Source organism: Pseudomonas parasichuanensis (assembly GCF_021601385.1).
Classification (GTDB): Bacteria; Pseudomonadota; Gammaproteobacteria; order Pseudomonadales; family Pseudomonadaceae; genus Aquipseudomonas; species Aquipseudomonas parasichuanensis.
In genome coordinates, this window is sequence record NZ_BQHO01000008.1 from 96,038 (window position 1) to 114,785 (window position 18,748).

The 18,748-nt window shown below is 65.8% G+C and carries 11 protein-coding genes; all 11 read right to left on the reverse strand.

Going from position 1 to position 18,748, the window contains the following annotated elements; genetic code table 11:
* Positions 1-256 precede the first annotated feature (256 nt).
* Positions 257-1,747, reverse strand: coding sequence for an efflux transporter outer membrane subunit (locus L6D77_RS09135; RefSeq protein ID WP_232881427.1), 1,491 nt, complete (start codon positions 1,745-1,747; stop codon positions 257-259).
* A complete protein-coding gene (locus tag L6D77_RS09140) occupies positions 1,744-4,854 on the reverse strand; it encodes a multidrug efflux RND transporter permease subunit (RefSeq protein ID WP_232881428.1) in 3,111 nt (1,036 codons plus the stop codon). Before L6D77_RS09140 ends, L6D77_RS09135 begins: the two co-directional genes overlap by 4 nt.
* Entirely contained in the window at positions 4,851-7,949 is a 3,099-nt protein-coding gene (locus L6D77_RS09145; RefSeq protein WP_232881429.1) for an MdtB/MuxB family multidrug efflux RND transporter permease subunit, read from the reverse strand. The genes L6D77_RS09140 and L6D77_RS09145 overlap by 4 nt, the downstream gene beginning before the upstream one ends.
* Positions 7,946-9,235, reverse strand: a complete 1,290-nt coding sequence (locus tag L6D77_RS09150) for an MdtA/MuxA family multidrug efflux RND transporter periplasmic adaptor subunit (protein WP_232881430.1) — start codon at positions 9,233-9,235, stop codon at positions 7,946-7,948. Before L6D77_RS09150 ends, L6D77_RS09145 begins: the two co-directional genes overlap by 4 nt.
* A gap of 208 nt (positions 9,236-9,443) precedes the next feature.
* Complete coding sequence (gene tpx / locus L6D77_RS09155) at positions 9,444-9,944, reverse strand: thiol peroxidase (RefSeq protein WP_232881431.1); 501 nt, start codon at positions 9,942-9,944, stop codon at positions 9,444-9,446.
* 168 nt (positions 9,945-10,112) lie between these two features.
* Complete coding sequence (locus tag L6D77_RS09160; RefSeq protein ID WP_232881432.1) at positions 10,113-11,393, reverse strand: serine/threonine transporter; 1,281 nt, start codon at positions 11,391-11,393, stop codon at positions 10,113-10,115.
* A 283-nt stretch (positions 11,394-11,676) separates the two neighbouring features.
* Positions 11,677-12,873: an amino acid aminotransferase gene (locus L6D77_RS09165; protein ID WP_232881433.1), complete on the reverse strand. Its 1,197-nt coding sequence runs from the start codon at positions 12,871-12,873 to the stop codon at positions 11,677-11,679.
* Positions 12,874-12,990: 117 nt separating this feature from the next.
* Positions 12,991-13,920, reverse strand: coding sequence for an aliphatic sulfonate ABC transporter substrate-binding protein (locus L6D77_RS09170; RefSeq protein ID WP_232881434.1), 930 nt, complete (start codon positions 13,918-13,920; stop codon positions 12,991-12,993).
* A 3-nt stretch (positions 13,921-13,923) separates the two neighbouring features.
* Positions 13,924-14,967, reverse strand: coding sequence for an L-glyceraldehyde 3-phosphate reductase (mgrA, locus tag L6D77_RS09175; RefSeq protein WP_232881435.1), 1,044 nt, complete (start codon positions 14,965-14,967; stop codon positions 13,924-13,926).
* 2 nt (positions 14,968-14,969) lie between these two features.
* On the reverse strand, positions 14,970-16,304 hold the full coding sequence (locus tag L6D77_RS09180; RefSeq protein ID WP_232881436.1) for an LLM class flavin-dependent oxidoreductase: 1,335 nt from the start codon (positions 16,302-16,304) through the stop codon (positions 14,970-14,972).
* 115 nt (positions 16,305-16,419) lie between these two features.
* Positions 16,420-18,624, reverse strand: a complete 2,205-nt coding sequence (locus L6D77_RS09185; protein ID WP_232881437.1) for a TonB-dependent receptor — start codon at positions 18,622-18,624, stop codon at positions 16,420-16,422.
* Positions 18,625-18,748: the final 124 nt, after the last annotated feature.

The following is an 18,748-nucleotide window of genomic DNA, read 5'->3' on the forward strand; positions in this document are numbered from 1 at the left end:
TGGTCAATGCGCCCTGACTGCAGTGGCAGCAAGTCAACACTGGCTCGATACAGTGTGCACCAGAAATGGCAGATCGCCACGCATTCATTTGGATTGGCGGGGGGTTCCAGACTTGATGGAGCTGGAGGCTGCCAGGTGTTCGCCGCTAGAGGTTTGGCGCCTATGGGATCGAGCGCCGCGCGGGCGGCGCTCGATCTCCAAGTCGCTGCCGCTCGCCCGTCATGCACCAGGAAGCAGTCCCTTTACTGCGATCAACTCAGTCCCCTTGGTCCGCGAGCGCCTGCCGCTCATCCCAACCCCCACCCAACGCCGCAATCAACTGCACACTCGCCAACAACCGCCCCTGCAGCAGCGTCAGCACACTGCGCTCATTGCTCAGCGCCGTGGTCTGCACGCTCACCACATCCAGGTAGCCGATCAACCCGGCCTTGTACTGGTTCTCGGTCAGGCGCAGCGATTCGCGGGCCGCGTCCAGCGCTTCCTGGCGCACCACGGCCTCGTCGCCATACACCTTGAGCTGCACCAGGTAGTTTTCCACTTCCTTGAAGCCATCCAGCACGGTCTGCCGGTACTGGGCCACGGTCTGGTCATACACCGCCACGGTGCGGTCCACTTCGGCGCTGCGCTTGCCGGCATCGAACAGCGTCAACGCCAACTGCGGCCCCACCGACCAATAACGGTTGGGCAGCTCGATCCAGTTGTTGAAGCTGCTGCTGGAGTAACCGCCGTTCATGCTCAACGACAGGTCGGGGAAGTAGGCCGCGCGGGACACGCCGATGTTCGAGTTGGCGGCCATGACCTTGCGCTCGGCCGAGGCGATGTCCGGGCGGCGCTCGAGCAGTTGCGACGGCAGCGACACAGGGACCTCGGGCAATGCCGGGATGTCGTTGCTCGCCGCCAGGGCGAAATCGGCCGGCGCCTTGCCCATCAGCACGGCAATGGCGTTCTCATACTGCGCCCGCTGCCAGGCCAGGTCGATCAGGTCGGCCTGGGTGCTCTTGAGCTGGGTGCGGGCCTGGGCCACGGCGTCGGGCCCGGCGACGCCTGCGCGGTACTGGTTTTCGTTCATCTTCAATGAACGCTCATAAGCGGCGACAGTGGCTTCGAGCAGGCGCTTCTGCGCATCGATCACCCGCAGCTGCAGGTAGTTCTGCACCAGTTCCGACTGCTGGCTGAGGCGGATCGCGGCCAGGTCGGCGAGGCTGGCCTGGGCGCTGGCCTCGTTGGCATTCATGGTTTCGCGCAACTTGCCCCACAGGTCGATCTCCCAGCTGACACCGAGCTGGGCGTTGTAGGTGTCGCGGATGCCGCTGCTGTTGTTCGACAGGCTGGAACTGGAGCTGCCGGTGCCCTGGGCCGAACGGTTCTTGCCAACGGTCAGGTCCAGCGACGGGAACAGCGACGCCCGGCTGCTGCGCACCAGGGCCTGGGCCTGGCGGTACTGGGCGGCCGATTGCGCCACGGTCTGGTTGCTGCGGTTGAGCTCCTCGACCAGCGCATTGAGCTGCGCGTCGCCGTAGATCTCCCACCAGGCGCCGCGGGCGATGGCGTCGGACGGCTTGGCCTGGGTCCAGCCTTCGGCCTGCTTGAACTGCGCCGGGGTGCTCATTTCGGGGCGGTGGTAGTCGGGGCTCAGGGTACAGGCGCTGAGCATCGCCACGCACAGGCCGGCGCCAACCAGGCGCGAACCGCGCCCCTGGGTCAGGCGCATGAGGGCACGGTGCAGGCGGGTATGGGCAAAGTTCATAGCGGGGTATCCAGGGCAGCGTCGGTGCGCACGCCGCGCCAACGGTTGAAACGGTGGCGCAGGCGGTCGAGGTACAGGTAGACCACAGGCGTTGTGTACAGGGTGAGCATCTGGCTGAAGACCAGGCCACCGATGATGGTCAGGCCCAGCGGCTGGCGCATTTCGGCGCCTTCGGCCTGGCTGAGCAACAGTGGCAGCGCGCCGAGGATGGCCGCCAGGGTGGTCATCAGGATCGGCCGCAGGCGCAGCAGGCAGGCGCGGCGGATCGACTCTTCAGGCGACAGGCCGTCGTTGCGCTCCAGCTGCAAGGCCAGGTCGATCATCAGGATGGCGTTCTTCTTCACTACACCAATCAGCAGGAACAGCCCCAGCAGCGAGATCAGGCTGAACTCGCCGCCGGTCAGGTACAGCGCGAGCAACCCGCCGACGCCGGCCGAGGGCAAGGTAGACAGAATGGTCAGTGGGTGAATGTAGCTCTCGTACAGGATGCCCAGCACCAGGTACACCAGCACCAAGGCGCCGAGAATCATCAGCGGTTGGCCCTCGGTGGTCTTGGTGAAGGCGTCGGCAGTACCACCGAGCTTGGCGATCACCGACTCCGGCAAGCCCAGCTTGGCCACCGCGCGCTCCAACGCAGCCAAGGCCTGGTCGGGGCTGTAGCCTTCGGCGACGTCGAACGAGATGTCTTCGGAGGCGAACTGGCCTTCGTGGCTGACGCGGTCGTTGGCCAGGCTGTTCTCGTAGCGGGCGAAGCTGGACAGCGGCACACGGGCACCGTCGGCGGTGATCACCTGCACCTGCTCCAGGGTGCTCGGGTCCCAGGCGTATTTGGGGTTGATCTCCAGCACCACCTGGTACTGGTTGAGGCTGTCGTAGATGGTCGAGATCTGCCGCTGGCTGTAGGCGTTGTTCAGCACCGAGGTGACCATGCTCATGTCGATGCCCAGGCGCTTGGCCTGGTCCCGGTCCACCACCAGGGTCACCTGCTGGGTGCCGGCGCCGTCGCGGGCGTCGATGGCGGTGAGCTCGGGCAGCTTGCGCAGCTCGGCGGCCACCTTCGGGAACCACTCGCGCAAGGCGGCCAGGTCACCGCTCTGCAGGGTGTAGAGGTACTGCGAGGTACTTTGGTCGCGGCCACCGCCGCCCAGTTGCAGGTCCTGGTCGGCCATCAGATACAAACGCCCGCCGGGCACCTTGGGCATTTCCTTGCGCAGGCGTTCGATGACTTTTTGCGCGTTCTCCTTGCGCTGGGCGATGGGCTTGAGCCGCACCAGCATGAAGGCGTTGTTGGTGCCGCTGTTGCCGCCGATGAAGCCGGCGACGCTCTCCACGGCCGGGTCCTTGAGCAGCGCGCGGCGGTAGATCTCCATCTTCGGCTGCATCACGCTGAACGACAGGCCGTCGTCGCCGCGCACAAAACCCTGCAACTGGCCGGTGTCCTGCTGCGGCATCAGCGTCTTGGGCACCACCACATACAAGGCGACGTTGAGGCCGATGGTGGCCAGCAGGCTGAACAGTGTCAGGCGCTTGTGACGCAGCGCCCAGCCCAGGCTGCGATCGTATCCGGCGACCATGCGCTGGTGGATGCGGTCGCTCAAGCGCTGCAGGCGGGTCTGCTGCTGCGGGCCGTGCGCCTTCAGCCAGCGCGAGCAAAGCATCGGCGTAAGCGTGAGCGACACCACCAGCGAGACGATGATCGCCGCCGCCAAGGTGATCGAGAACTCCTTGAACAACCCGCGCACGATGCCGCCCATGAACAGGATCGAGACGAACACCGCCACCAGCGAGACGTTCATCGACAGCAAGGTGAACCCGACCTCCTGCGCGCCCTTGTAGGCAGCGCGCAGGGGGTTCTCGCCGTTCTCGATATGCCGGGAGATGTTCTCCAGCACCACGATGGCGTCATCCACCACCAGGCCGGTAGCGAGGATCAGCGCCATCAGCGACAGGTTGTTCAGCGAGAAGCCGCACAGGTACATCACCGCGAAGGTGCCCACCAGCGATACCGGCACGGCCAGGCTTGGGATCAAGGAGGCGCGGAAGTTGCCGAGGAACAGGTACACCACCAGGATTACCAGCGCCACGGCAATCAGCAGGGTGTGCTCGGCCTCCTTGAGGGTGGCCTTGATCACGGGTGAGCGGTCCATGGCCACGTCCAGCTTGACGCTGGCCGGCAGCAACGACTGCAGGGCCGGCAGCTCGGCCTTGATCTGCTCGACGGTCTGGATGATGTTGGCGCCGGACTGGCGGTTGACCACCAGCAGCACCGCGCTCTGGTCGTTGAAGAAGCCGCTGTTGTAGCGGTTCTCCACGCCATCGGTGACCTTGGCCACGTCGGACAGGCGCAGGATCGCGCCGTTCTGCTGGCGGATCACGATCGGCTTGTAGTCTTCGGCTTTTTCCAGCTGGTCGTTGGCGCGCACCTGCCAGTTGCGCTCCTTGTCTTCGACAAAGCCCATGGGCCGACGCTGGTTGGCATTGGCCACGGCGGTGCGCACATCGTCCAGGGCCAGGCCGTACTGGTTGAGCAACTGCGGTTCCAGCTCGATGCGCACGGCGGGCAGCGAACTGCCGCCGATCTGCACCTCCCCTACCCCGCTGACCTGGGACAGGCTCTGGGACAGGATGGTATCGGCCAGGTCGTACAACTGCCCCTTGGACAGCACTGAGGAAGTCAGCGACAGCACCATGATCGGCGCTTGCGAAGGGTTGATCTTCTTATACGTGGGCATGCTGCGCATGCCGCTGGGCAACAGGTTACGGGTGGCGTTGATCGCCGCCTGCACTTCGCGCGCGGCGCCGTCGATGTCACGGCCCAGGTCGAAGCCGATGATCACCCGGGTCGAGCCCTGGTTGGAGCTACTGGTCAGGGTAGTGACACCGGCAATCGCACCGAGCTTGCGCTCCAGTGGCGTGGCCACGGTGGAGGCCATGACCTCGGGGCTGGCGCCGGGCAGGCTGGCCTGCACCACGATCACCGGGAAGTCCATCTGCGGCAGCGGCGACACCGGCAACAGGCCAAAGCTCACGCCGCCCAGCAGCATGATCGCCAGGCTCAGCAGCATGGTCGCTACCGGCCGGCGAATGAACGGACCGGACAGGTTCATGCGTCGGCCTGCTGTGCGTCAGCCGCTGGGCGCCAGCGGCGGGCCAGGCGATCGAAGTACAGGTAGATCACCGGGGTGGTGAACAGGGTCAGCACCTGGCTCACCAACAGCCCGCCGACCATCACCAGGCCCAGCGGCTGGCGCAGTTCGGCGCCGGAGCCGGTGGCGAGCATCAGTGGCACGGCGCCGAACAGCGCGGCCAGGGTGGTCATGAGGATCGGCCGGAAGCGCAGCAGCGCCGCCTGGTAGATCGCATCGCGCGGGCTCATGCCCTGATGGCGCTCGGCCTCCAGGGCGAAGTCGATCATCATGATCGCGTTCTTCTTGACGATACCGATCAACAGGATGATGCCGATGATCGCGATCATGCCCAGGTCATTGCCGCTGAGCAGCAATGCCAGCAAGGCACCCACCGCCGCCGACGGCAGCGTGGAAAGGATGGTCACCGGGTGGATATAGCTCTCGTAGAGCACGCCCAGCACGATGTACATGGTCACCACGGCGGCCAGGATCAGCAGCAAGGTGCTCGACAAGGAGGCCTGGAACGCCTCGGCCGCACCCTGGAAGCGGGTCTGCACGCCAATCGGCATGCCGATCTCCTGCTGCACCTGCTCGATCACCTGCACCGCCTCGCCCAGGGACGCGCCATGACCGAGGTTGAACGACATCATCACCGCCGGGAACTGGCCGATATGCGAAATGGCCAGCTGCGCCTGGCGCTGCTCGATGCGCGCCAACGCCGACAGGCGCACCTGGCCGCCGTCGGTGGCCTTCACGTGGATCGACTCCAGGGCCTGCGGGCCAAGGCTGGCGGCGGTCTGCGACTGCAGCACCACGCGGTACTGGCTGGCCTGGGTGTAGATGGTCGAGATCTGCCGCTGGCCGAAGGCGTCGTACAGCGCGTTGGTGATCTGCGACACACTGATACCCAAACGGCTGGCCATGTCGCGGTCGATCACCAGGTACACCTGCAGGCCCTTGTCCTGCAGATCGCTGGCCACGTCCTGCAATTCGGGGCGCTGCTGCAGGGCCTGCACCAGCTTGCCGCTCCACTGCGCGAGCAGCTCGGCGTCGGGTGAGCTCAGGCTGAACTGGTACTGGGTCCGGCTGACCCGGTCCTCGATGCTCAAGTCCTGCACCGGCTGCATGAACAGGCGGATCCCCACCAGGCGGTCGAGCTGCGGCTGCAGGCGGCTGATCACCTGGCTGGCGGTGACGTCGCGCTCGCCGTGGGGCTTGAGGTTGATCAGCAGGCGGCCGCTGTTGAGGGTGGCGTTGTCGCCATCCACGCCAATGTAGGAGGACAGGCTCTGCACCGCCGGGTCCTTGAGAATCACGCTGGCCAGGGACTGCTGGCGCTCGCTCATGGCGGCGAACGAGGTGGACTGCGGGGCTTCGGAGATGCCCTGGATCACGCCGGTGTCCTGGGCCGGGAAGAAGCCCTTGGGCACCATCAGGTACAGCACCACGGTCAGTGCCAGGGTGGCCACCGCCACCAGCAAGGTCAGCGGCTGGTGTTTGAGCACCCAGGTCAGGGCGCTGCCATAGTGCTTGATCAGCCAGTCGATCCAGGCGCCGCTGGCACGGTAGAAGCGGCCCTGCTCTTCTTCCTTCGGCTCGTGCTTGAGCAGGCGCGCGCACATCATCGGCGTCAGGGTCAGCGATACCACCAGGGAAATCAGGATGGCCACCGCCAGGGTGATGGCGAATTCGCGGAACAGCCGGCCGACCACATCGGCCATGAACAGCAGCGGGATCAATACCGCGATCAGCGAGAAGGTCAGCGAGATCAGGGTGAAGCCGATCTGCTTCGCGCCCTTGAGCGCCGCCTGGAACGGTGTATCACCCTCTTCAATATGCCGGGAGATGTTCTCCAGCATGACGATGGCGTCGTCCACCACGAAACCGGTGGCGATGGTCAGGGCCATCAGCGTGAGGTTGTTGACCGAGAACCCGGCCAGGTACATCACCCCGAAGGTGCCGATCAGCGACAGCGGCACAGCAATGGACGGGATGATCGTGGCGGAGACCCTGCGCAGGAACAGGAAGGTGACCATCACCACCAGGGCGATGGCGAACAGCAGCTCGTGCTGCACATCGCGCACGGCGGCGCGGATGGTCTGGGTGCGGTCGGTGAGCACCATCACGTCCAGGCCCGCCGGCAGGTTGTCGGTGATCGACGGCAGCAGTTCCTTGATCCGGTCGACCACTTCGATGACGTTGGCCCCAGGCTGGCGCTGGATATTCAGCAGCACCGCCTCGTTCTGGTTGGCCCAGGCGGCCAGGCGTTCGTTTTCGGCACCATCGACGATCTCGGCGACGTCCCTCAGACGCAGCGGTGCACCGTTGGTGTACTTGAGGATGAGGTTGGCGTACTCCTCGGGCGAGCGCAGCTGGTCGTTGGCGTCGAGCATCGACACCCGGGTGGGGCCGTCGAAGTTGCCCTTGGGCTGGTTGACGTTGGAGGCGCCGATCAGGGTGCGCACGTCATCCAGGTTCAGGCCGTTGGCGGCCAGGGCATCGACGTTGACCTTGATCCGTACCGCCTGGCGCTGGCCGCCGGCGATGCTGACCATGCCCACGCCGCTGATCTGGGCGATCTTCTGCGCCACGCGGGTGTCGACCAGGTCGTTGAGCTTGGGCAACGGCATGGTTTTCGACGAAATCGCCAGGGTCAGCACCGGGGTGTCGGCCGGGTTGACCTTGTTGTACACCGGTGGTGCCGGCAGGTCGCTGGGCAGCAGGTTGCTGGCGGCGTTGATCGCGGCCTGCACCTGTTGCTCGGCAACGTCCATGTTCATGTCGAGGTTGAAGCGCAGGGTGAGTACCGAAGCGCCACCGGAGCTGGTCGAGGCCATCTGCTCCAGGCCCGGCATCTGCCCGAACTGGCGCTCCAGCGGTGCGGTGACGGCACTGGTCATCACCTGTGGGCTGGCGCCGGGGTACAGGGTCATGACCCGGATGGTCGGGTAGTCGACCTGGGGCAAGGCCGCCACCGGCAGCATCTTGTAGGCGATCAGGCCGGCCAGGACGATGGCCAGCATGCTCAGCGTGGTGGCGACCGGCCGCAGGATGAACAGGCGGGAAAGGTTCATGCGCCCGCCTTGGAGCTCGATTCACCGGTCTTGGCCGCACCCTTGGCGTCCTGGCCCTGCAGATGCTGGCCGGGGGTGGTGGGCACTTGCGAGCTGTCTTCGACCACATCGACCTTGGTGCCCTCGCGCAGGCGGTCGGTGCCTTCGAGCACCAGGCGGTCGCCGGCGGACAGGCCTTCGAGGATCACGCTGTGCTGGCCATCGCTGGCCCCTACCTTGAGCATGCGGATGTTGACCTTGCTGTCCTGGTTGACCACGTAGGCGAAGGTGCCGTCGTTGCCGAACTGGATCGCCGCAGCCGGGGCCAGCACCACGTGCTTGAGGGTGTCGGCCAGCAGGCGCACGTTGACGAACTGGTTGGGGAACAGCACGTGGTCCTTGTTCTGGAACGCGCCCTTGAACTTGAGGGTGCCGGTGGTGGTATCGATCTGGTTGTCGAGGCTGCCCAGCACGCCGGTGGCCTGCAGCTTGCGATCACCACGGTCCCAGGCTTCGACCGGCAGGCTGGCGCCGCTGCGGTAGCGGGCGAGCACGGTGTCCAGTTCGGTTTCCGGCAGGGTGAAGGCGACGTTGATCGGCTCGGTCTGGGTGATCACCACCAGCGCGGTGGTGTCGTTGGCGGCGACCAGGTTGCCCAGGTCCAGCTGGCGCAGGCCCAGACGGCCGTTGATCGGTGCACGGATCTGGGTGAAATCGAGGTTCAGGCGGGCGTCGTTGACAGCGGCCTGGTTGGTCTTGACCAGCCCCTGGAACTGCGCCACCTGGGCTTCGGCAGTGTCGAGGGTCTGCTTGGCAATGCTGTCTTCGGCGTACAGGCCTTTATAGCGGGCCAGGTCGACCTGGGCGTTCTTCAGTTGCGCCTGGTTCTGCGCCAGGGTGCCTTCGGCCTGCTGCAGGGCAATACGGTACGGGCGCGGGTCGATCTCGGCGAGCAGGTCGCCGGCCTTGACCTGCTGGCCTTCCTGGAAGTGGATCTTGACCAGCTCGCCGGCCACCCGGCTGCGCACGTTGACCGTGTTGGTCGCGGTGACCGTGCCCAGGGCCTTGTAGTACAGCGGGAAGTCGCCGACACGCACCGGCTCCACGCGCACCGGTACCGGGTCGCTCGAAGCACCGAAGCCCGGGCGCCCGCCCATGCCCATGCCTTTGCCCGGGCGGCCGCCGCCGGCCGCGTCCTTGTGGACCGGCGCTGCGGGCCACAGCCACCAGGCCAGCAGGGCCACCAGCAGCAGGATCAGCAGGCCGAACAGCCAGCGACGGGGAGAACGGGAATTGGACACTTGCATGGGACGAACGAACCTTGTTCAGAGAAAGACGGCGAGAAGAGCGTGAACGATAAGCACTGGCATCGGATTAGCAAAGGAGCTTTACCCGTGCTTTACCTTTGGCTGACGTTGGCCAGGGGGGTGAACTTTAAATGAAAACGGCCTGGAGCGCTGTCCAGGCCGTTACCGGGTGTAACCCGCTGGGGCTGCTGCGCAGCCCCACTATCACTTACTTCAGAACAGCCAGCGCCGCATCGTAGTTCGGCTCGTCGGCGATTTCGCCCACCAGCTCGGCGTGCAGCACCTTGTCGTTTTCATCCAGCACTACCACCGCACGGGCAGCCAGGCCGGCCAGCGGGCCGTCAGCGATGGCCACACCGTAGTTTTCCAGGAACTCGCTACCACGCAGGGTCGACAGGTTCTTCACGTTATCCAGGCCTTCAGCGCCGCAGAAGCGTGCCTGGGCGAACGGCAGGTCGGCGGAGATGCACAGCACCACGGTGTTGGCCACGTCATTGGCCTGGGCGTTGAACTTGCGTACCGAGGTGGCGCAGGTCGGGGTATCGACGCTTGGGAAGATGTTCAGCACCTTGCGCTTGCCGGCGAAGTCTTTCAGCGAGGTGTCGGCCAGGTTGCCGGCAACCAGGGAGAAAGCAGGCGCCTGGGCGCCAACTTGCGGCAGGCTGCCGTTGACCTGAACCGGGCCGCCTTTGAGAGTCACTTGAGCCATGGGAAATCATCCTTAGTACGGGGTTGGTAAAAGACCCCGAGTTAAGCATGAAGCCGCGCAAGTGCCTATAAGCAAACATGAAATTGTTCTATTGCCAGACAATTTCTGTGGACAAGAAAATGCCCGGGTGGCGACAACCAACCCGGGCATTTTCGTTTCAGCAGCGCATTACGGGATCAGGCCGTACACCACCGAAGTCAGGGCCACCAGGCCGATGACCACTACGAACACATTGGACAGCGCGCCGCTGTACTTGCGCATCGATGGCACGCGACGGATGGCGTACATCGGCATCAGGAACAGCAGAACAGCGATGATCGGCCCGCCGAGGGATTCGATCATGCCCAGGATGCTCGGGTTGAGGGTGGCGACAATCCAGCACACCACCAGCATCAGCGCGGCAACCATGCGGTCCAGGGCCTTGGCGCCCGGGCGCAGGCCGGTCTTGACGATCATGCCCTTGAGGCCTTCGCTGGCACCGATGTAGTGGCCCAGGAACGACTTGGCGATGGCGATGAAGGCAATCATCGGCGCGGCAAAGGCGATGGTCGGCTGGTCGAAGTGGTTGGCCAGGTACGACAGGATCGACAGGTTCTGCGCCTTGGCTTCGGCCAGTTGGGCGCTGCTCAGGGTCAGCACGCAGCTGAACACGAAGAACAGTACCATCAGCACCATCAGCAGGTGGGCCCGGCGCAGGATCTGGCCGCTGCGCTCGTCGGCATGGTCACCGTAGCGGCGCTTCTGGTCGACGGCGAAGGCCGAGATGATCGGCGAGTGGTTGAACGAGAACACCATCACCGGGATGGCCAGCCACACGGTGTGCAGGAAGGCAGAACCCGACGGCACTTGCGTCGCGGTGTCGAGGATGCCGCCGGTCCAGTGCGGCACCAGGTACAGGGCCAGCAGCGCCAGGGCGACGATGAACGGGTAGACCAGCAGGCTCATGACCTTGACCGTGGCCTGCTCACCGCAACGCACGATCGCCAGCAGGCCGAGGATCAGCACGAACGACAGGATCGCCCGCGGCGGCGGCGCGATGTGCAGCTGGTGCTCCATGAAGCTGCTGACGGTGTTGGTCAGGGCCACGCTGTAGATCAGCAGGATCGGGAAGATGGCAAAGAAGTACAGCACGGTGATCAGCGCACCGGCCTTGATGCCGAAGTGCTCTTCCACTACCTGGGTGATGTCGCCGCCGCTACGCCCGGACAGCACGAAACGGGTCAGGCCGCGGTGGGCGAAGTAGGTCATGGGGAACGCCAGCGCCGCGAGGATCAGCAGCGGCCAGAAGCCGCCAAGGCCGGCGTTGATCGGCAGGAACAGGGTTCCGGCGCCGATGGCTGTGCCGAACAGGCCCAGCATCCAGGTGGTGTCGTGACGCGACCAGCTGCCAAGGGTGGCGGGGGTCGATTCTGCAAAGCGTTGTTCAACGCTTGGGGCCTGCTCATTCATTCCGGGTGAAGCTCCACTCGCAAGACTGCAACAGGCTGAGAATGGCGAAATAGACGTTTCGCCCAACTCAACCGGGGAAGAGGGGCGCGATTGTGCATGCAAAGGTTGCACTTGGGGAAGCCCCGTCCGAGGGACGGTTGCACTTGTCTTTACAAGAGGGTTGTGCTGAATGGGGGCTGCTTTGCAGCCCGTTCGCGGCACAAGGCCGCTCCTACAGGGCTACGCGAACCTTTGTAGGAGCGGCCTTGTGCCGCGAATGGGCCGCAACGCGGCCCCAGGCAGTTTACTTCTGCACCGCCGCAAACGCCTCGGCCACCTGGCGCAGGTTGGCCGGGCGCAGCCCGGACATGCACACCCGGCCGCTGTCGATCAGGTACACGCCGAACTCGTCACGCAGGCGACGCACCTGTTCGACGCTCAAGCCTGTGTAGCTGAACATGCCGCGCTGACGCAGGAAGAACTGGAAGTCCTGGCCCGGCAGCAGCTCGCCCAGCAGGTCGACCAGGCCCTGGCGCATGTCGAGGATGCGCTTGCGCATTACTTCCACTTCCGCCGCCCACTGGGCGTTGAGCGCGGCATCGCCGAGCACGCCGGCCACCAGCTGGGCGCCGAACGCGGGCGGGCTGGAATAGTTGCGGCGCACGGTGGCCTTGAGCTGGCCGAGCACGCTGACGGCGGTGGCGGCGTCGTCACAGACCACCGACAGGCCCCCTACCCGCTCACCGTACAGCGAGAAGATCTTAGAGAACGAGTTGCTGACCAGGCACGGCACGCCGGCACGGGCCATTTCGCGGATGGCATAGGCATCCTCCACCAGGCCTTCGCCGAAGCCCTGGTAGGCGATGTCGAGGAACGGGATCAGCTGGCGTGCCTTGACCACTTCGACCACTTGCTGCCACTGGCTCTGGTCCAGGTCGACGCCGGTGGGGTTGTGGCAGCACGGGTGCAGCAGCACGACGCTGTTGGCCGGCAGGGTCTGCAGGGTGGCCAGCATGCCGGCGAAGTCGACGCCACGGGTTTTCTCATCGAAGTACGGGTAGGTATGCACCTTGAAGCCCGCGCCTTCGAAGATCGCCCGGTGGTTGTCCCAGGTCGGGTTGCTGACCCAGACATCCGAGCCCGGGAAGTAGCGCTTGAGGAAGTCGGCACCGACTTTCAGCGCGCCGGAACCGCCCACGGTCTGCACCGTGGCCACACGGCCATCGGCCACGGCCGGGTGATCAGTGCCGAACAGCAGCGCCTGGATCGCCTGGCGGTAAGCGGCCAGGCCTTCCATCGGCAGGTACAGCGACGCTTCATGGGGCTGGCCGGCCAGGCGTTTCTCGACTTCGCCCACCGCCGCCAGCTGCGGCACCACGCCGGCTTCGTCGTAGTACAGGCCGATACTCAGGTTGACCTTGTCGGCGCGCGGGTCGGCCTTGAAGGTTTCCATCAGCGAGAGGATCGGGTCGCCGGCATAGGCATCGACATGTTTGAACACAGCGTGCAGCTCCTTGGGGATCAGGACAGTTCGGGAAAGGCTGCAGCGAGGATACCCGCTGTTCGCCCGCAGGAACATCACTGATCTGCAAGGGGTGACGTGCAGCGCCGCAAAGCTTCAGGGCCGGCGCCAGACGGCTGCGCTGATGTCCACCGGCCGTGGCAACAGACGGTTGGCGTAGAACAACTGCACAGTCTGTTGCTGCGCAGCGACGATCGCGTCGCTGACCGGCAGTACCGGCGAGGCCGGGCGATGGCTGAAGCTGCGCCGCACCACGGCCTCTGGCAGCCCCATGAACCCGGCCAACAACTGGATACTGCCCGCCTCGTCGCTGCGCGTCAGGGCTTCGGCGCGGCTGATCTCGTCGAGCAACTGCTGGACGAACTGCGGGTTGGCCTCGACGTAGGACCGTGCGCCGAGGGTGAAGGGCCCGATCAGCCCCAGCCCCTGGCCGTCGGCCAGCAGGCGCGCCTTGCCCTCCAGCTCGATGGCCGAATAGAACGGGTCCCAGATTGCCCAGGCGTCCACGCTGCCGCGCTCGAAGGCAGCGCGTGCATCGGCCGGGGCCAGGTACACCGGTTGCACGTCGCGAATGCTCAGGCCCGCCTTGGCCAGGGCACGCAACACCAGGTTGTGGGCGCTGGAGCCTTTCTGCAGGGCGATGCGCTTGCCCTTGAGCGCGGCCACCGTGGTAATCGGGCTGTCCTTGGCCACCAGGATCACCTCGGCCTGGGGCTTGGGCGGCTCGGCGCCGATGTACAGCAGGTCGGCACCGGCGGCCTGGGCGAAGATCGGCGGGATGTCCCCGGTCGAGCCGATGTCCAGGCTGCCGATGTTCAAGGCTTCGAGCATCTGCGGGCCGGCGGGGAACTCGATCCACTGCACCTGGGTGTTCGGGAAGCGCTGCTCCAGCAACCGATGCTGCTTGGCCAGCACCAGGCTGATCGAGCCTTTCTGGTAACCGATGCGCAGGCTGGCCGGGTCGGCGGCCTGGGCGCTACCGGCAACGGCCAGCAACAGCAGCACGGCAAGGCGTATCAAGGCCATGGTTCACTCCTTCCAGTCGGTCGAGGCTTGTTGCCACAGGTTGATGCCGCCTTCCACGGCATGCTGGTCGATCTCGGCCAGTTCCTCGGCGCTGAATGCGAGGTTGTCCAGGGCGGCGACGTTCTCGCTGATCTGCTCGGGGCGGCTGGCGCCGATCAGTGCCGAGGTCACCCGCGGGTCGCGCAGGGTCCAGGCCAGCGCCAGCTGGGCCAGGCTCTGGCCACGGCGCTGGGCAATGCGGTTCAGCGCCCGGGCCCGCTCCAGGTTGGCCTCGCTCAGGTGTTCGGGGCGCAGCGAACCGCCGCCCACACGGTTGACCCGGGCATCATCGGGGATGCCGTCGAGGTACTTGTCGCTGAGCAGGCCCTGGGCCAGGGCGGTGAACACGATCACCCCGGCGCCCAGTTCATCGGTGGCCGTCAGCAGGTCGCGCTCGATCCAGCGGTTGAACAGGTTGTAGGCCGGCTGGTGAATCAGCAGCGGCACCCTGAGTTCGTCGAGCAGTGCGGCGATCTCGCGGGTCTTGCCGGCGGAATAGGACGAGATGCCGATGTACAGCGCCTTGCCCTGGCGCACGATATCGGCCAGGGCGATGGCGGTTTCCTCCAACGGCGTGTCGGCATCGAAACGGTGCGAATAGAAGATGTCGACGTAGTCCAGGCCCAGGCGCGCAAGGCTCTGGTCGAGGCTGGCATGCAGGTACTTGCGCGAGCTGCCGCCCTGCCCGTAGGGGCCGGGCCACATGTCCCAGCCGGCCTTGCTGGAGATGATCAGCTCGTCGCGGTAGCCGCGCAGGTCTTCGCGCAGCAGGCGGCCGAAGTTGCTTTCGGCGCTGCCGTAGGGCGGGCCATAGTTGTTGGCCAGGTCGAAATGGATGATGCCTGCGTCGAATGCGGTGCGCAGCAAGGCGCGCTGGGTCTGCAGCGGGGTGGCATCACCGAAGTTGTGCCACAGCCCCAGGGACAGGGCCGGCAGCCGCAGGCCACTGCGGCCGACGCGGCGGTACGGCATGCGCGCATAGCGCTCGGGGTGTGCGGTGTAGGTCATGCTTAGCCTCGTGGGAAGAACGGATTGGCGGGCCGGGCCAGGCCCAGGTGGTCACGCAGGGTGCGGCCCTGGTACTGGGTGCGGAACAGCCCGCGGCGCTGCAGCTCGGGCACCACCCGGCGGGCAAAGTCGTCCAAGCCCTGGGGCAGGTGCGGCACCAGGATGTTGAAACCGTCGGCGGCACGCCCTTCGAACCAGGCCTGCAACTGGTCGGCGATCTGCACCGCGGTGCCAACCAGGCTGAAGTGCCCTCGCCCGCCGGCAATGCGCTGGCCCAGCTGGGCCAGGGTCAGGCGCTCGCTGCCGGCCAGCTCGGTGAGCAGTTGCTGGCGGCTGCGCTGGCCGTCCTCGGTGGGCGGCAGTTCGGGCAGCAGCCCGTCCAGGGGGTAGCCGGACAGGTCGAAGTTGCCGAGCATGCGCCCGAGCAAGGCCACCCCCACGCGCGGGTCCACCAGCGCCTGGAACTGCTCGGCCTTGTCTTGCGCCTCACCCTCGCTCTGCCCCACCACCACATACACGCCCGGCATGATCTTCAGTTCATCCTCGCTGCGCCCATAGCGCGCCAGGCGCCCCTTGAGGTCGGTGTAGAACGCCTGGGCACGGGCCAGCGACGGCTGCGCGGTGAACACCACCTCGGCGGTTTCGGCGGCCAACTCGCGGCCAGCCTCGGACGAGCCGGCCTGTACCAGCACCGGACGGCCTTGGGGTGAGCGGGCGACGTTGAGCGGGCCTTTGACCCGGAAGTGCTCGCCGGCATGCGCCAGGGTGCGTACGGCCTCGGGGTGGTGGAACTGGCCGCTGGCCTTGTCACGCACGAAGGCATCGTCCGCCCAGCTGTCCCACAACCCCTGCACCACCTGCTGGAACTCACGGGCCCGGGCATAGCGCTCGGCGTGGGGAATGTGTGCCTCGCGGCCGAAATTGCCGGCTTCGGCGGCGGCATCGGAGGTCACCAGGTTCCAGCCAGCGCGGCCAGCGGACAGGTGATCGAGCGAAGCGAACTTGCGCGCCACATGGTACGGCTCGTTGTAGCTGGTGGTGGCGGTGGCGACCAGGCCGATGCGCTCGGTCACCGCGCTCAAGGCCGACAACAGCGTCAGCGGCTCGAAGTACACCGAGCGGGCACTGTGGCTGGCCAAGGCGTCACTGGGCGCGGCCACGCTGTCGGCCACGAACAATGCGTCGAAGCAGGCACTTTCGGCGATCTGCGCGGCCCGGCGGTAGCTGCTGAAGTCCAGCGGGTCGGCCGGTACGTCCGGATGGCGCCAGGCGGCGACGTGGTGCCCGGTGGCCATGAGGAAGGCGCCGAGGCTGAGTTGGCGGGTGGCGGTGGTCATGAAGTCCCTCTTTGACGGTTAGATTGCCGGGGCTGCCGTGCAGCCCATCGCGACACAAGGCCGCTCCTACAGAGGCCGTAATCGGCTTGTGGAAGCCGCCTCTACCAGCACGCTGTTAGAAATCCTTGCGCAGCTGCACGCCGAAGTAGCGCCCGTCGTCTCGCGGCACCGCGCGGTAGATGTAGTCGCCACCGCTGGCCAGCATCTGCGCATAGGACTTGTCGCCCAGGTTCTTGCCCAGCAGCGCCACGCGCCAGCCGTCGTTGTAGTCGGCCAGGGCAATGCTGGCGTTCCAGATGCCGTAGGCGCCCTGCACGGTGTCGGGGTTCTGGTCGAGGCTGAACTGCACCGCGTCCTGCCAGCTGTAATCGCTGGACAGCTCCACATCCAGGCCGTTGTCCAGCGGGATGCTGTAGTCGGCCCGCAGGTAGGTTTTCCAGTCCGGGGTGAACGGCAGGTGGCCGCCATCGATATTGCAGTTGGCCGCCGCGCCCACCGGGCAGTTGAAGTGATCGACCCGCGCCTTGGTGTAGGCCACCGCCGCCGACAGCTTGAGCTGGCGAGTGGCCTGGAAGCTGGCGTCCAGCTCGACGCCCTGGGTCTTGACGGAGCCTGCGTTGACCAGGCGGGTCACCACCTGGTTGGCCACGGTGTCGAAGAAGTTGGCCTGGTAGTCGTCGTAGTCGGTGTGGAATACCGCAAGGTTGGCCACCAGGCGGTTGTCCAGCGCGATGCTCTTGAGGCCGATCTCGTAGGCGTCGGAGGTTTCCGGCTTGAGCGCCTCGGTGTCGCGCGGCTGCATGTTGAAGAACACGTTGTACGCCGGGCCCTTGTAGCCGCGCGAATAGGTGACGTAACCGGTGAGGTTGTCGTTGAAGTCATATTGCAGCCCGGTACGGCCGCTCCAGCCGTCCTCGTCCACCGAGCCTTCGCTGCGGGTCGAGGGCTGGATGCCGGTGACCGCCGTGGCCGAGCTCGATACCCGACGGTGGTCGTACTCGAGGTCGTCGTGGGTCCAGCGCAGGCCGAAGATCGCGCGAAAATCATCGGTGAAATTGAAGGTGTTCTCGCCGAACAGCGCCACGCTGTCATTGGTTGTGGAGTAATCGGCGCGGCCGTTGTTGGCCACCCCACTGTTGACCGACAGGCGCTGGTACACCTCGCTCGAGGTGCCGTGCATGTAGAAGGCGCCCAGTACGTACTCGTTGAACTGGCCCTTGGGCGAGGTCAGGCGAAACTCCTGGCTGTACTGGTCGTAGTCCACCGTGCCCTTGTCATGGGAGGCGGTCACCGGCAGCAGCGCCCGGCGGTCGCCGTCCTGGTACTGGGTGTTGTCCCAGCCGCGCCAGGCGCTGATCGAGGTCAGGGTGTAGTCGCCCAGTTGCCAGTCGAGCTGCGCCGACAGGCCCTGGTTTTCGTCGATGACGTGGGTCTTGTAGTCGCTGTTGATGTCGCGGTTATGAGCGCTGGGCACCACCGGGCGCAGTTGTTGGGTGAACGCCGTGCTGGCTTTGCTGATGACGCCACTGGGCAGGCTGTCCTCGCCCTTCATGTAGTCGGCGATCAGGGTCAGGCGCAGCTCGTCATTGGGCTCGAACTCCAGCTTGCCGCGCACGCCCTTGCGCTCGTAGCCGTTGACGTCATGGCCGTTGGCGACGTTCTCGACGTTGCCGTCGTAGTCGCCCCACAGGGTGCTCAACGAGCCCTTGAGCTGCTCGTTCAGGCGCCCGCCGAGGCCGAAGCGCAGGCGGTTCTCGTCGCCCCCGCCGAAGTGCGAGTAATCGACATAGCCGCGGGTCTGCTCGGGGATGGCCTTGCTGACCACGTTCAGCACGCCGGCCGAGGCGTTCTTGCCGAACAGCGTGCCCTGCGGCCCGCGCAGCACCTCGATGCGCTCGAGGTCGAGCAGGTCGAGGGTGGATTGGCCCGGGCGGCCGAATACCACGCCGTCGACCACCGTGGCCACCGTCGGCTCTACGCCCGGCGAGGTGGAGATGGTGCCCACACCGCGAATGAACAGCGACGTGTCCTTGTTCGAAGCGCCGGCACGGTAATTGAGGGTCGGCACCTGTTGGACGATGCTGGCGACATTGTTGCGGTTGTCGCGCTCCAGCTGCTCACCGTCGACCACCGAAACGGCCACCGGCACTTTCTGCAAGGGCGCTTCACGGCGGGTGGCGGTGACGGTTACCGCTTCGAGCGCTGCCGGCTCGGCCGGGGTGGCGGCCTGGGCCGCCTGGCCAATGGCGGCCAGCAATACCGCCGTGGCCAAAGGCCCACGGCGAACTGGAGGGAACGACGGATTATGGCGTTTGTGCATGATGCTGACTGCCCTGAAAGAACCAGACGGAAGATGACGCTGTGGGTGTCTGGTCTCGCTCGTGCGAGTGGCAGCCGCTTGCCAACAGCAGCGCTTGGTAGCGCTAACATGAGCGAGTATCAGA